At 40.6% G+C, this 16,097-nt stretch carries 10 protein-coding genes; 4 read left to right on the forward strand and 6 right to left on the reverse strand.

The window, feature by feature from the left end:
• Positions 1 to 290 precede the first annotated feature (290 nt).
• The 5 genes from QZL88_RS07860 to QZL88_RS07880 all read right to left on the reverse strand — a co-directional run bounded on the left by QZL88_RS07860 (position 291) and on the right by QZL88_RS07880 (position 7,164).
• Complete coding sequence (locus QZL88_RS07860) at positions 291 to 2,036, reverse strand: sodium:solute symporter (protein WP_296939878.1); 1,746 nt, start codon at positions 2,034 to 2,036, stop codon at positions 291 to 293.
• Between the two features lie 102 nt (positions 2,037 to 2,138).
• The gene (locus QZL88_RS07865) at positions 2,139 to 3,806 is read right to left on the reverse strand and encodes a ribulokinase (protein WP_296939880.1); all 1,668 of its coding nucleotides are present in this window, start codon (positions 3,804 to 3,806) and stop codon (positions 2,139 to 2,141) included.
• Positions 3,807 to 3,975: 169 nt separating this feature from the next.
• Positions 3,976 to 5,478 carry an L-arabinose isomerase gene (gene araA / locus QZL88_RS07870; protein ID WP_296939882.1) on the reverse strand — a complete coding sequence of 501 codons (1,503 nt, stop codon included), beginning with the start codon at positions 5,476 to 5,478 and terminating at the stop codon, positions 3,976 to 3,978.
• A gap of 33 nt (positions 5,479 to 5,511) precedes the next feature.
• Positions 5,512 to 6,195, reverse strand: coding sequence for an L-ribulose-5-phosphate 4-epimerase (gene araD, locus QZL88_RS07875; RefSeq protein WP_296939883.1), 684 nt, complete (start codon positions 6,193 to 6,195; stop codon positions 5,512 to 5,514).
• Positions 6,196 to 6,471: 276 nt separating this feature from the next.
• Positions 6,472 to 7,164 (reverse strand): NUDIX domain-containing protein, encoded by a 693-nt coding sequence (locus QZL88_RS07880; RefSeq protein WP_296939885.1) that lies wholly within the window; start codon positions 7,162 to 7,164, stop codon positions 6,472 to 6,474.
• Positions 7,165 to 7,439: 275 nt separating this feature from the next.
• Between QZL88_RS07880 and QZL88_RS07885 the strand changes: the two genes are divergently transcribed.
• Together QZL88_RS07885 and QZL88_RS07890 are read left to right on the forward strand one after the other, a co-directional pair.
• Positions 7,440 to 8,573, forward strand: a complete 1,134-nt coding sequence (locus QZL88_RS07885; protein ID WP_296939887.1) for a glycoside hydrolase family 43 protein — start codon at positions 7,440 to 7,442, stop codon at positions 8,571 to 8,573.
• Between the two features lie 114 nt (positions 8,574 to 8,687).
• The gene (locus QZL88_RS07890; protein ID WP_296939888.1) at positions 8,688 to 12,665 is read left to right on the forward strand and encodes a two-component regulator propeller domain-containing protein; all 3,978 of its coding nucleotides are present in this window, start codon (positions 8,688 to 8,690) and stop codon (positions 12,663 to 12,665) included.
• Between the two features lie 345 nt (positions 12,666 to 13,010).
• Here the strand turns inward: QZL88_RS07890 and QZL88_RS07895 are convergent, their stop codons facing one another.
• On the reverse strand, positions 13,011 to 13,199 hold the full coding sequence (locus QZL88_RS07895) for a hypothetical protein (protein WP_296939890.1): 189 nt from the start codon (positions 13,197 to 13,199) through the stop codon (positions 13,011 to 13,013).
• 287 nt (positions 13,200 to 13,486) lie between these two features.
• On the opposite strand from QZL88_RS07895, the gene QZL88_RS07900 reads away from it, so the two are divergent.
• Both QZL88_RS07900 and tyrS read left to right on the forward strand, forming a co-directional pair.
• Positions 13,487 to 13,744, forward strand: coding sequence for a hypothetical protein (locus QZL88_RS07900; RefSeq protein WP_006801376.1), 258 nt, complete (start codon positions 13,487 to 13,489; stop codon positions 13,742 to 13,744).
• 767 nt (positions 13,745 to 14,511) lie between these two features.
• A complete protein-coding gene (gene tyrS / locus QZL88_RS07905; protein WP_296939893.1) occupies positions 14,512 to 15,804 on the forward strand; it encodes a tyrosine--tRNA ligase in 1,293 nt (430 codons plus the stop codon).
• Positions 15,805 to 16,097: the final 293 nt, after the last annotated feature.

A 16,097-nucleotide genomic window follows, 5' to 3' on the forward strand; every position in this document is an offset into this window, starting at 1 on the left:
TGCAATGAAGAATCTCGACTCTCCAGATATGAGATGTTTCACTCCGTTCAACATGACAACCAACGGTCACAGGAGCGTAGCGTATGTAAATAGAAAGTAAAAATTGCTGCTGGCATACCGTCGTTATCGATCGGACGAATGGTTATTCGCCACGACAAAAGACTGAAAAGGTTGTTACTTTTGTTACCTTTTAATACTCTCATAAAAGGACGAAAAAGGCAAAACAAAAAAAGCAAGTGTATTTTTCAATACACCCGCCTTTATCTAAGTATTTATTATAAACTGTCTTTTTACCAGAAATACATATAGAACGCCGCACAAAGAGCAACAACTCCGAGCGATGCGATAACATCCCATTTGTTCCAGCTCTTTCCGATAACTTTCTTGTAGTCGTCGGTGAAAGTGATGGCCTCTATTTGTTGTGCTGTTGGTTTCGCAGTGAAAAGCGATACTACAACCATCAGCAACATAATGAAGACAAGTAGCCATATCTCAAAGATAAGCCAGTTTGTTTGCCAGAACCAGGAAGTATATTCCCAAAGTCCACCTTCCATTACAGCCTTACCTGTATCGGTGAAGATATTGGTCACCAAGCGCACCATACCGATAATAAAGCCCACTATCATACCTACTTCACCTGCCTTAGGCGTAATTCTTTTAGAGAATATACCCAGAGCAAACACGGCTACCATTGCAGGGGCTAGTAGAGACTGAATACCTTGCAGGTAATCGTAAAGACTACCAAGGCTCATCATGACAGGTATCCACACGATACCGAGTACTACCACGACAACTGTGGCAATACGACCTACCAGAACGTAAGTATCTTCGCTCTTTCCTTTAAACATCGGTTTATAGAAGTCTTCTGTAAAGAGCGTAGCACAAGAGTTGAAGAATGCAGCCAAAGAAGCAACCAATGCAGATATAAAGCCGATAGTAACAATACCTTTTACGCCGGCCGGCAATACAAATTTGACCATCGAGCCAAAGGCTGTATCGGGATCATCTAATGTAAAACCACTGTCGGGACGTGCTGCCAATGCAGCAGCTACCATACCTGGTATCAGGAACATAAACACAGGCAGCAATTTGAAATAACCCGCTGCGATAGTACCTCTGCGTGCACGTTTCATTACTACATCGTTATCTTCACCTTTGCGTTGTCCCAGTACGCGCTGAACTATATGCTGGTCGGTACACCAATACCAAAAACCGATAATTGATGCTCCGATAAACACCCAAAATCCGGGATAGTCGTCATACAGCGGGTCGCCTGTACTGAAGTGGAACATATGGTTTGTTCCGTACGCAACACCATCTTCTCCTACATTCAATGTTTTAGCATAGTCCATCATTGCTGTCCACCCCTCAGGTATACTGCCACCTCCAAGTGCCGACAACCCCAAGAAAAGAACAAGGAATGAACCGATGATAAGTATAGGGGTTTGAATTGCCGACAGTGTCATCACACCTTTCATCCCTCCAAGCACTGTAAAGATACCCGTTAAGACTATCAAGCCGATTGCCCCATACCAAAACGGCAAGCCGAGAAGGCTCTGCATAAAGATACCACCGGTGAATGCTGTTACGCTCACTTTAGTCAGTACATAAGCTATAAGAGTGATGATAGACAGCCACGAGCCCGTAGCTTGTGTATAACGATATTTGAGGAAGTCGGGCATGGTGATGATTTTACCCATCTTATTGTTCATAAGTTGATAGAAAGGCACAAATAGCCAACCCAGAATAAGTATCATCCAACCTTGCATCTCCCAGTGCGCCATACCTACACCCGCCTTTGCTCCTGTTCCGGCAAGCCCTACAAGGTGTTCCGAACCGATATTTGCAGCAAAGATAGCTGCACCGATAATGTACCATGGCTCTCCTTTACCAAACAGATAATCTTCACTGCTGGCACCCTGTTGCAAACGTTTGTCCTTTTGTACCGAACGCCAGACGGCCCACGTTACGGCTAATATCCCAACTGCGAGAACTGCCCAGTCGAGCCATATAAATTCATGTGAATTCCAATTCATAGTATATTTAAATAATTAAAAATTAAGAGTTAAGAATTAAAAATTAAAAATGAGTAGCTATCGCCTTGAACGATTCTTCATTCTTAATTCCTCATTCTTAATTTATTGAAATAATTCTGTTTCAGTGAATTTACCCAGCTTCTGATATTTAGCATATAGTTTCATATACACCTTATGTTTAGCCATATCAGGTTTATATTCAAAAGCAAACCCTTGCCCCATTGCTTTTTGTGCGGCCTTAATATCAGGATGAATACCAGCAGCTACCGATGCAAACATAGCAGCACCGAATGCACACGCTTGTTCCGATTTAGCAACTTTAATAGGCATACCCAGCACATCTGCCAAAGTCTGCATAACCAACGGCGACTTCAATGATATACCACCAATACCTATTACACTGTTTATTTCGATGCCATTTTCGAGGAAGCGGTCTATAATCGCTTTGGAACCGAAAGCTGTGGCTTCTACCAACGCTTTAAATATAAGCGGAGCAGAGCTGGCCAGATTCAATCCTGTAATCGTACCTTTAACCAATTGATTAGCATCAGGTGTACGACGGCCATTCATCCAGTCGATAGCCAATGCTGAACTTTCTGTTGTAGGAATTTTCTCAGCTTCTTTTGATAAAACAGGAATCATCTTATCGAGGGCTTCCTCTATCAGTTTATCTTTAGTGGCCTGATCGACCAATGTAGATTCTTTCAGTATCTTTTCTAAAGGCCAAGCCAATACAGACTTGAACCAAGCATAGATATCTCCGAATCCGGATTGTCCTGCTTCAAGGCCAACCAGCCCCGGAATAACAGAACCGTCTACCTGCCCGCAAATACCCGGTACAAGTTTACCATGCATATCTTCATACGAAGCCACCATAATATCGCAAGTAGAAGTTCCGATAACACGAACGAACGTTTTAGGCTCAATCTCCGCGCCTACAGCTCCCATATGACAGTCGAAGGCTCCTACACCTACCGCTACATTTGTAGTCAGACCTAATCTTTCAGCCCACTCCGGCGTAAGATTGCCAACCTTCACGTCACTTGTATATGTTTCGTGGAACAGCCTGTCTCTGAAACCTTTCAGTTCGGATGCCACCTCTACAAGGAATTCTTCGGTAGGAAGCCCGTCCCATTCTTTCAGCCACATGGCTTTATGACCGGCAGCGCAACGTCCTCTTACTATATCGGCAGGCTTTGTAGTTCCTGTAATCAGTGCAGGCATCCAGTCGCAATGTTCTACCCAGCTATATGCATCCTCTACGATAGATTTATCAGCTTTCAGCACATGAGCAATCTTTGCCCAAACCCATTCGCTGGAATAAATACCACCTTCATATGCTGTATAATCGATAGGCCATCGTTTAGCCACTTCATTGATTTTTGCAGCTTCTTTGATAGCAGTGTGGTCTTTCCATAAAATAAACATTGCGTTCGGATTTTCTGCAAATTCGGGACGCAATGCCAATACCTTACCATCTTTGTCGATCAGCGCAGGAGTGGAACCGGTAGTATCAAACGACATGCCGACAATTGCTTCAGCAGTTCCGGCAGGTGATTTACTCAAGGCTTCTTTCACCGATTCTTCCAAAGCCTCAACATAGTCGAGCGGATGTTGCCTGTATTGATTGGCCTGAGGGTCACAATACTGACCTTTCATCCATCTCTTATAATATTTTACCGACGAAGCAATTTCTTTTCCGGATTGAGCTTCGATGATTACTGCCCGACAAGAATCTGAGCCATAATCAAGTCCGATTGTATATTTCATATTTATATTAGTTTAGGCCCCCTCAATCCCCCAAAGGGGGAAGCCGGATAGGCTATAGTTTAATTTTTTCTCTTGTTATTTTTCCCCTTTTCTTGACTCCCCCTCCGGGGGACAGGGGACTAAAAAATAGGGTACCGAGAATAATCACTACTCACGGTACCCCAGAACCTTAATTTAACGATTTATTTAATAAGTAGTACACTTCATTTACTTTCAACTCAAACTTGAAGTTGTTTATAGTTGTATTTTCATCGATAGTCACCAGTTCGATACCTGCGATATCTGCATAGTCTTCCAACATCTCGGTAGTTACAGAGAACGAGAAACTTGAATGGTGAGTACCTCCTGCCAGAATCCATGCTCCTGCCCCTACTTCGAGGTTAGGCATTGGTTTCCATAATGCACAAGCTACCGGTAGTTTTGGTAACGGCTTAGGTTCTACCACCTTCACTTCATTTACAATCATACGGAAACGATTTCCCATATCTACGATTGTAGCTGCCACACCTTCACCTTTGTGAGCCTGGAATACCAGACGGGCGCAAGTGCGGGCATCGCCTATACCAAGAAAATGAACTTCGATACGTGGTTTTGTACCTGTTATATCCGGATTGATTTCCAACATGTGAGATTGCAGAATAGTACTGTTCTCACCGTCGAAATTCAATGTATAATCTTCGAGGAATGATTGTCCGCCCGGCAAGCCTTGTCCCATCACCCACATGGTACGAACCAATGCAGCCGATTTCCAGTCCCCTTCGGCTCCGAATCCGTAACCTTCTGCCATCAGACGTTGCGAAGCAAATCCCATCAATTGTTTCATGCCTGCCAGCTCGTTGAAGCTTGTAGTAAATCCTTTTGCTCCTTTGTCCTGAAGGAAACGGCGAAGACCTATTTCCTGAGCTGCTGCATCGCGTACAAACTGGTGTTTTTCAGCACCTTTTTTACAATCGGCAGCAAAGTCATATACTTTTTCATATTCAGCAACCAATGCATCTATTTCAGCGTCTGTAACCGCTTCTACGTATGGAACCAAAGTAGCAATAGGCGCATTATCGACATGATAACCCAGACGCATTTCTGCCTCTACTTTATCTCCGTCTGTCACAGCCACATTATTCATATTGTCTCCGAAGCGGATGATAAGCATATCCTGAGAATCTGCCCATCCTGCGCAAACACGCATCCAGTTTGCTATCTTAGCCTGAACGCCTTCTTCGCTCCAGTGGCCGACAACTACCTTGCGGTTTTTGCGCATACGGCTTACCATGTGGCCAAATTCACGGTCTCCATGAGCCGATTGATTCAGATTCATGAAGTCCATATCTATTTCATTCCAAGGAATTTCTTTATTGAATTGAGTATGCAGGTGCATCAATGGTTTTCTCAGATTCTGAAGTCCTTTGATCCACATTTTAGCCGGAGAGAACGTATGCATCCAAGTGATAACACCTACACATTTAGAATCGTTATTTGCGTCTTTGAATACTTTCTCCACTTCCGGAGAAGAGTTAGCAGTACCTTTGTAAACAATCTTTACAGGAAGTTTGCCTGAATCATTCAGGGCTTTTACCATTTGTGTAGAATGAGAGTCTACTGCAACTACTGCGTCTCCGCCATATAACAATTGTGCGCCGGTTACAAACCAAACTTCTAAATCTTTGAAATTCATGATATTATTTTTTATAGTTAATGATAAATATTTTTACTGTCCGTAATATGCTCCCGGACCATGTTTCCTAAAAAAATGCTTTTTAATAAGCTCCTCGTTCATTTTTAGTTGAGGATTAATTGAATAGGCGATGTATGCCATTTTTGCCACCTGCTCCAATACTACGGCATTGTGTACCGCATTGTGAGCATCTTTTCCCCAAGAGAAAGGGCCGTGATTATTTACCAGTACTCCCGGTGTATAATCGGCATTCAGTTCGGCAAAACGTTCTACAATCACATTACCAGTCTCCAATTCGTACTTGCCTTCAATCTCCGCTTTTGTCATCTGGCGTGTACAGGGAATCTCATCTTTGAAGTAGTCGGCATGAGTAGTCCCTATATTTGGAATATCACAGCCTGCCTGCGCCCACGATGTTGCATATGTGGAATGAGTATGTACTATACCTCCGATATTCGGAAAGGCTTTATATAATATCAAATGAGTAGCGGTATCCGATGACGGCTTTAATTTGCCATCCACAATGTTCCCGTCCAAATCGAGAACAACCATATCCTCAGCTTTCATTGTATCATATGATACACCTGACGGTTTTATAACAACCAAACCTTTTTCACGGTCGATGGCACTAACATTTCCCCAAGTGAAAATTACCAATCCGTGTTTTACTAAATCGAGATTAGCGTCAAATACTTCTTTTTTGAGTGATTCCAACATAATGGTATATATGGTTCATTTACATTAGGTGTTTTTCGCGACTCGGCATAACCCCCATAAATAGTGTTTCTGCACTCGCTACTTAAAACGTTCTATACTATAAGGCTCTCTTTAAATAAGTGTAACGTTTACACTTGCAATATTAGCAATAAGTGTCGAATTGTACACTTATTTTTTATATGTTGTAAAACATATTTAGAAGAAAAGTATTCTCAAAAGCAAAAAAAGAGAGTAAGCAACTCACTTATATATATATAACAAAATATGATTTTGTTTTTACAGCGAAAAGTAATATCCTTTTTGAAGAAGCTGATCATACTTTTCTTTGTTGAAAGTATAATAAAACGCACCTCTCTTCGAGCTCGATTTATCTTTATCATCCTGTTTTTCGAGGATTTCCATCTCCAGTATCTTTTTCCGGAAATTACGTTTATCCAAAGTAGTCTGATAAATGGCTTCGTAAAGCGCCTGCAATTGTGGCAAGGTAAATTTCTCCGGCAGCAGGTTAAAACCAATGGGCTGCGTTGCTGTCTTCTTCCTTAATATTTCGATAGTATCGCGCAACATCTGGTTGTGGTCAAATACGAGCTTACCAACCTTTTCCACTTCTTCCCACCTTGCATTGTGAATCTCACATACACTTTCGTCAAACATCTCCAAATCTATCAATGCATAATAGGCAATCGATACAACGCGCTCACCCTCGTCACGGCCAATTTCGCCATAAGTACCCACCTGTTCCATATATACATCTTGTATGCCTGTATATTCAAGTACCACACGGGATACAGTCTCCGACAGACTTTCATCGGATCGTAGAAATCCTCCCATTAATGTATCTTGTCCTTCCTGCGGCTCAAATTTACGCTTTGAAATAAGTAAATATAATTTACCTTCTTTAAAGCCAAGGATTATACAATCGACTGAGACATAAAACCTTTCCTGTTCTCTGTAAAATAATGGAGTCATGTATGCGTTTTTATATTTATGCAAATATATGCATAATTTCAGTTTATTAAGTGTATTAAATACGTTTTATTTTCACAACCAGCAAATATAGCATATTTTTTCTTTTTGCAACATTTTAAATAATTTAATTATAGTAGAGATTCGGACTGCAACACGAAAAAGTTCGATAAAAACTCTTATGAATTCGTTTCACAATCAGGTTTATCCAGCAAAAAAGTTTAACTTTAAGCCTGTTTTCCAAAAACACTTATAGCTTAGTTAAGTATATTTGTTTAATGCATAATATTATCATGAACCTGACATTGAAGTTTTCGGCCATCCTCTTTGTATTACTCTCTTTAGTATCTTCATGTAAGAAGAAAGAAGCAAGTACCCAGCAATCCGGAGACGCCCCCACCGAAACATATACGAACCCATTATTACAAACCGGGGCACGTCCATGGGCCACATATCATAATGGGAACTATTATTATCTTCAGGATAGTGATAATAAAATCATACTATGGCAGACGCAGGATATTACCGACCTAAAAAATGCGCCAAACAAAGAAGTATGGATACCCAAAGATAAGGACAATTCATTTCATATCTGGGGCCCCGAACTGCACCGGATAGATAATAAGTGGTATATTTATTTTGCCGCAGATGACGGCAATACGGATAACCACCAGATTTATGTTATAGAAAACACATCGGAAAATCCTTTCGATGGTGAATTTGCAATGAAAGGATCTATAAAGACGGATAAGGAAAACAATTGGGCTATTCTTCCCAGTGTATTCTCCCATAATAATGAACTGTATATGATTTGGTCCGGCTGGCAAAAGCGCAGAATAGAGGCCGAAACCCAATGTATTTATATTGCCAGAATGGAGAATCCGTGGACATTGGCTTCGGACAGAATACTAATCTCCAAACCTGAATATGAATGGGAACGGCAATGGATAAATCCCGACGGAAGCAAAACCGGTTACCCGATCTATGTAAATGAAGACCCGCATTACTTCCATACAAAGAATAAGGACAAAGTACTCATCTATTACTCGGCCAGCGGCACATGGACACCATACTATTCGGTAGGAATGTTGTATGCCGATGCAAATAGTGACTTACTAAATCCTTCGTCATGGACAAAATCGGAAAAACCTGTTTTTACCCAGAACCCCGAAAATCAGGTATTCGCCACAGGTAGTCCTTGTTTTATACCATCCCCTGACCAGCAGGAAATATATTTTCTATATCAGGCGCGTGCCATAGATAAAGAGCCTTACGGTTCTCTTCCTTCGGGAGATATGGATACCCGATCACCTCGATTGCAGAAGATGGAATGGGGAGAGGATGGTTTTCCTGTATTAGGAGAGGCTTTGTCCGAAATAGATAAAATTAAAAAACCATCCGGAACAAAGTGAGGTCGCAGACCTATTTATTACTTTTGTATATATAATAGCAAAAATCGGTTACTATTGAATGATGTAGCATCAATATCTTCTTTCACTTGCAATCCTCACCATCAAAAAAACATAATGAAGAGACTTTGGTTATTTTTTCTGTTGATATGTCTTTTACCTGACTCACTGCCTGCACAGCAGTTCTTTTTCAAAAAGTATCAGGTAGAGGACGGATTGTCTCACAATTCGTCATGGTGCATATTACAGGATAGCTATGGTTTTATGTGGTTTGGAACAAGCGACGGGCTTAACCGGTTCGACGGAAGAAAATTTAAAGTCTATAGAAATGACATACAGGATAACTTTTCATTAGGAAACAATTCGGTACAGGCATTGTTAGAAGATAAAAACAGGGATATCTGGATAGGTACAAGTAGCGGGATGTATGTGTATGACAGAAAAGGTGACAGATTCAGGCATTTCGATAAAAAAACGCAATATGGTGTTTCTATCAGCGGAGAGGTTAGGAAAATTATCAGAACAAGTAAAGGACTTATCTGGATAGCCACTCTTGGACAAGGCCTTTTTATATACAACCCCGAAACGGATGATCTAATCCAGAATAGCCAACAGACTTCGTTTGCATGGGATATATGCGAAGACAACTCTTCCCGCGTCTATTCTTCTTCGTTGCAGGAAGGACTGATATGCTATGATAAAGATGGTAAATATATAGAATCGTTAGCATTGTTCCCTGATAAAAAAGATCAGGGAAACCTGAAAATAAACTGTATACAAACTATTGGTGACAAAGTTTGGTTCAGTGTAGGAACAAATAATCTGGGAGTTCTGAACAGTACCACAATGCAGATATCTTATTACAGTAGCAACCAGAATATAGGCACAATAAGAGCTATTTCTCAGTTTTCGGAATGGGAACTTCTCGTTGGATCGGATAATGGCTTGTATATATTCAATATACAACACAATGAATTTATACGCATCGACAATCCTCTGGATGCGCGCAGCCTGAGCGACCAGTCTATCTACAGTATACTTAAGGATGTGGAGGGCGGCTTCTGGATTTCCACGTATCTGGGTGGAGTAAATTACCTGCCGCAACAAACAAAGGTATTCGAATATTATAGCCCCACCTATATACCTTTATTGAGTACGGGTAAAGTAATCAGTCGCGTCTGTGAGGATAAGGACAGGAATATCTGGGTGGGCGCGCAGGATGGCTTGAAATTCCTTAATCACAGGACACAGCAGCTGGAAACGCACACGATACCCGGAAAAATACAAAAGCTAGATGTCCGTTCCTTATTGTTCGATGATGAAAACTTATGGATAGGAACCTATGCCGAAGGGCTGAAAGTATACAATCCCGAAACGAGGAAAATGACCGAGTATTATCACGCCAGAGAATCGTCTGTTACAATCTGCAGTAATGATGTCCTGTCCCTTTACAAAGACAGCAGGAACGATATTTATATCGGTACTAGTTGGGGACTTTGCAAGTATAACCGGACAAAAGATAATTTCGAAACCCTCAATTTTGTCGGCACTATGACTTCCGTTTCGGACATATTGGAAGATAATGAAAACCAATTATGGATAGCAACCTCCAACTCCGGTGCATTCCGATATAACCCTGAAAACAATCAGTGGAAGCATTATACACATGGCGAAAAAATATCCAATTCAATAACAAGCAATGCTATAATTACCCTCTTCAAAGATACAGGAGGCAGAATGTGGTTCGGTACAAATGGCGGTGGCTTATGTTATTTTAATGCGGATAGCGAGTCGTTTACCGATTTCGATCCCCATAATCAGACTTTACCCAACAATGTAATCTACTCGATGGAAGAAGATAATCAGGGTGATTTCTGGATATCGAGCAATGCCGGGTTACTGAGAGTAAATCCCCAAAATAAGGCGATCAGAAAACTTTTCACACAAGAAGACGGGCTGCAAAGTAATCAGTTCAATTATAAAGCTTCCCTGAAAGCCAGTACCGGAAAACTTTACTTTGGAGGCATTAACGGGTTTAATGCCTTTTACCCGAACGAGTTTAAAGAAAACAACTATATACCACCCGTTTACATTGTGGATATCAGATTATACAACACCGATGAGAGTAAGAGCAAAGAATTGCTGAACTTGTCCGAACCGATATACATGGCAAAACAAATAGCCCTACCCTATGACAATAACAGCATTGTTCTTGAGTTTGGCGCACTCAGCTACGAAGAACCGAACAGAAACAGATACATGTATATGCTGGAAGGGTTTGACAAAGACTGGGTAAATAGCGAGAACTCAAATATAGCATCTTACACGAACCTGCCTCCGGGACAATATACCTTCAAAGTAAAGGGCGCCAACAACGACAATAAATGGAATGAGCAGGGAGCAAACATCAAAGTGAGAATCCTTCCCCCTTGGTGGAGGTCTGTACCTGCATATATTATCTACGCATTATGTATCATCACTTCTCTTTTCTTTATTATCAGATATTTCATCACCCGGTCGGACAGAAAACTAAGCCGACAGATGGAGGAATACCGTATAGAAAAAGAGAAAGAGGTGTATCAATCCAAGATAAGTTTCTTCGTGAATCTGATACATGAAATCAGAACCCCATTGAGTCTGATAAAGCTGCCTTTGGATAAGTTGACAGAGAAACGGCACGAAGATGCAAAATCAGCTAATTACCTGACGGTTATCAACAAGAACGTAAATTATTTACTCGACATAGTCAACCAGCTTCTGGACTTTCAGAAAATAGAAAATCAAAATATACAACTTACACTTAAAGATGAAAAGATAAACAGCCTCTTACAGGAAATATACACCCAATTCACCCATTCGGCAGAGTTGAAAAACATCGACCTAAGCATTTCATTACCGGAAAATGAAACATTCGCCTTAGTCGATAAAGAAAAGATTATGAAAATCATCGTTAATCTTCTGGGTAACGCGATCAAATTTACAAAATCGAAAATAGAGCTTCGATTGGAATCTTTTGACGACCACTTTGAAATAAGTGTATCTGATGACGGACCAGGCATTCGCGATGAAGAAAAAGACAAGGTCTTCGACCCTTTTTATCAAACAGGTACAAAAAGTAAAACAAGTGCCGGAACAGGTATAGGATTGGCTTTCTCTAAAATGCTATCAGAAAACCACAAAGGTAGCCTGTCACTGAGCGATAATGCCTGGGGAGGAGCATCGTTTATTCTGTCCATCCCTAAATTGTATGACGAAGAGGCTCTCATAGAATCTGTTCAAACAGAAGAAGTTTTACAATCATCCGAAATCGCAGATACAGCAATCGACACGGCCTCTTCTTTCAAAGATTTCAGTATTCTATTGGTAGAAGACAATACAGAATTACTCGATATGGTTGCCGATTCACTAACTCCCTTCTTCTCTATATTGAAATCGGGCAACGGGAAAGAAGCCTTAAATATATTATCTGAAAATAACATCGACCTTATCGTAAGTGATGTGATGATGCCCGAAATGGACGGATTCGAATTGTGCAAAACCATCAAATCCGACATTAGCTATAGCCATATACCTGTTGTCTTACTAACAGCAAAAGTAACACTCGATGCTAAGATAGAAGGTATGGAATATGGTGCAGACGTATATCTCGAAAAGCCTTTTTCAATCAAGCAACTACATAAACAGATAGAAAATCTCCTGAAACTCAGGCTATCTCTCCAAAAAATAATTACTACATCTCCTGTTTCCTCGGCTATAGACATAGCTATGCCAAAGAAAGACAAGGAATTTATTGAGAGACTCCATACTGAAATAGAAAAGCACATCACCGAACCGGATTTTTCTATTGACACCATCGCTGAGACTATGTTTATGAGCCGCTCCAGCTTCTACCGCAAAATGAAAGGTGTCACAGGTCTGTCTCCGAATGATTATCTGAAGACATTCCGTCTGAATAAAGCAGCAGAGTTGTTGCGTGAAGGGGAATTACCTATCTCTGAGATATGCGAAAAAGTAGCATTCAGTTCCTCATCCTATTTTGCAAAGTGCTTCAAGGCTCAGTTTGGAGTATTGCCGAAGGATTATCCGGGTAATTAAGTAATCAGGATAAATTAATGCCGTATTTTAATGTTCAATTATTTTCTCCATTTTTTCTACGCGCAATCAAAGATTGCTTGTGTTCCTTTTGTCCAAAGCCCCAAAAGGAACCAAAAACTCTTTAGCGCCCGCTTCAAAGGCCGACCCGTTAACAGCAGAGACGGCTAAACGAAAAAACTCGCTGGAAAGTTTCTGATATCTGAATACTCAGATAAGCTCAAACACGTTTTCGTTTTTTAGCCTTTCTCTTCTGACGGGTACCCGTCTGTGAAGCATACGGCGCAAGGCTGACGCGGATTTAATCACCAATTGGCTTCGCCCTACTCGTGCGTCAGCGGATGCGCATTAGTGACGCAGGCGGGTACCTGCCCGGTGCAGTCGGCGTGAAAAGGGACGGGGCGATAGCCCGTTCGTCACTTTTAGCCGGCAAACCGTTGACAGGTCGCCGAGGAACGAAGCGCTAGCCTTTTGCTTCCTTTTGGGCAATGCCAAAAGGAAGGACAAGCCCGGGAGGGCGCGGCAGTAATGAGCCAAGACAAAAAAGTTATTGCAAAGAACATTTATATGATTTAAATAATTGACCGTTTTCAATAAACAATGAGTAGAAGCAAAATTCATTTTGATTATACCATTGCGAGAAAACGCCTAATGAAATTGAACATTAAAACAGGACAATAAATATTTTTAAAAACTTAATAAGAAGGCTTATATAAAAGAAAACAACATTTTTATTTTTATCTTAGTGCATCGGAAACTCAGACTATAAATCAACTCACTAGAGAAGTTTTCGCTGTATTATTTTTAATTATAAAATCATTATTATGGAAAATCAAGAACAGTATGCCAAAGGCAATAAATCTGTGGTTAGTATGGGAGAATGGCTTGTAACTATGCTTATAATGATCATTCCGTTAGTAAATTTCATAATGCTGTTCGTATGGGCCTTTGGGAGCAATACACCTGAAAGTAAGGCCAACTGGGCAAAAGCTCAGTTAGTATGGATGGTAATAGGTATTATACTTGTTGTCATTTTCTGGGGAGCCATTGCCGCAATATTTGTCGGCGCAGCTTCGCGGTGACAAATATATTTTATAAGGAAGCACGGAAGCCTTTTTTTAAGGCTTCTTTTTTTATTATAAATCGTCCCGCCTTTCTTATTAAGCAATCGAAAGATTCGTACAGTTACAGGGAAATTTTAAATTTATTGAGAGTCTTGATATATCGGTAAATCTTGCACCGGATGCAAATTACTTTATCTATGTAGTAGTTTTTAAACCGATTTATATTTATCCCGCTAGCAGGGACTTATTATACAATAAGCACTACAAGTCCTCAAACAGGTAAAAAAGTGTTACTTGTGTTACTTTTTAACTAAATACGGTTAAGAAAAGTAAAATACAGATATGGCTATTTGCTGATAGTTCTTTGAAGTGTTGATTGGCCCCTCCAACCTCTCTCAAGGGGAGGGTAAAGAGTGACAGATAGAAAATCGTGTAAAATGTGTCAAGTTTTGAGCATAAGCTATTGGCTAAAAGCGATCAACTAATAGCTGAAAAGACTGTTACCTATGTTACCTTTTGAAAAAGTTACATGTTATTTCGCCCTGCCGACAGTTACAAGTAGACAAGATACAAGTTGTTGACTGTTTACTGTTAACTGTAAATAGTGTTACCTTTTAACAAGCAATAAGTTCTAAGCTATGAGTAAAAACAGTTTGTAAATCTGCTAATCTTGAAGTTTGCTGATCGAATTGGCACATTAAAATAAAGGTATATGTTTTTTCTTTTCGAAAAAGGTCGTACTTTTGCACACTAACTAAAAAAGTTACAATTAATAAACTAATTCGATGAATTTTGTTGAAGAACTAAGATGGAGAGGTATGATACAAGAGATCATGCCGGGTACGGAAGAACAACTGCAAAAGGAACTGACTTCGGGCTATGTGGGCATTGACCCTACTGCCGATTCGTTACATATCGGACACCTTGTGAGTGTGATGATATTGAAGCACTTCCAGCGTGCAGGACACCGTCCCATCGCTCTTGTAGGCGGAGCAACAGGTATGATCGGAGACCCCTCTATGAAGTCTGCCGAACGTAATCTGCTGGATGAAGCTACTCTTCGCCACAATCAGGAATCGATTAAGAAACAGTTAGCTAAGTTTCTCGATTTCGAGTCTGACAAGCCGAATGCGGCATTGTTGGTAAACAACTATGACTGGATGAAAGACTTCTCTTTTTTGAATTTTATCCGCGACATAGGAAAACACATTACTGTAAACTATATGATGGCCAAAGATTCTGTAAAGAAACGCCTGAGCGGGGAAGCTTCGGAAGGCATGTCGTTTACAGAGTTTTCATATCAACTGATGCAGGCATACGATTATCTCCACTTATATGAAACATTGGGCTGTCGCATTCAGATGGGTGGTTCCGACCAATGGGGAAACATCACCACCGGAACAGAACTTATACGCCGCAAGGCTTCAGGCGAGGCTTTTGCCCTTGTTTGTCCATTGATAACAAAAGCAGACGGAACTAAGTTCGGCAAGACCGAATCGGGTAATGTATGGCTCGAAAGAAGATATACTTCTCCTTACAAGTTTTACCAATTCTGGCTGAATGTAAGCGATGACGATGCAGAAAAATATATCAAGATATTCACAGCTCTCAGTAAAGAAGAAATAGAAGCATTGGTTGCGGAACAAAAAGCGGCTCCACATCTTCGTCCGTTACAGAAACGCCTGGCAAAGGAAGTTACTGTCATGGTTCACTCCGAAGAGGACTATGATCAGGCTGTTGAAGCATCTAATATTCTGTTTGGTAACGCAACTGCCGATGCTTTGAAAAAACTGGATGAAGAAACATTCTTACAAGTATTTGAGGGTGTACCCACATTCGATATATCCAAAGATGAGTTATCTGCCGGAATCAAGGCTGTGGATTTACTGACCGAAAATGCATCTGTATTCCCATCGAAAGGAGAAATGCGCAAGACAGTACAGGCAGGCGGAGTAATGGTAAATAAAGTGAAAATAGAGAACTTCGATGATATGATAGATTCATCGTTTCTCATCGCCGGAAAATATATTATTGCACAAAAAGGAAAGAAAAACTACTTCCTATTGGTAGCTAAATAAAATTATTATTACTTTTGTACTCGCAAAAGTAATATTGTCTCATGGTGTAATGGTAGCACTGCAGATTCTGGTTCTGCCTGTCTAGGTTCGAGTCCTAGTGAGACAACAGTTTTAGAAAAATCAAGAAGTTATAAAAGTCACTTAACCAGTGGCTTTTCTTATTATAGACCAAGAGTTTTAACCTCCAATAAGTGGCTCCGAATCCGGAGTTATACTTTATAATTCGATATTTCACAAAGAAATCCAATAATCTTGTATTTATTTATCAGAAAGCACTCTGAGATTCTATTGTT

This window comes from uncultured Dysgonomonas sp., from assembly GCF_900079725.1.
Taxonomy (GTDB): domain Bacteria; phylum Bacteroidota; class Bacteroidia; order Bacteroidales; family Dysgonomonadaceae; genus Dysgonomonas.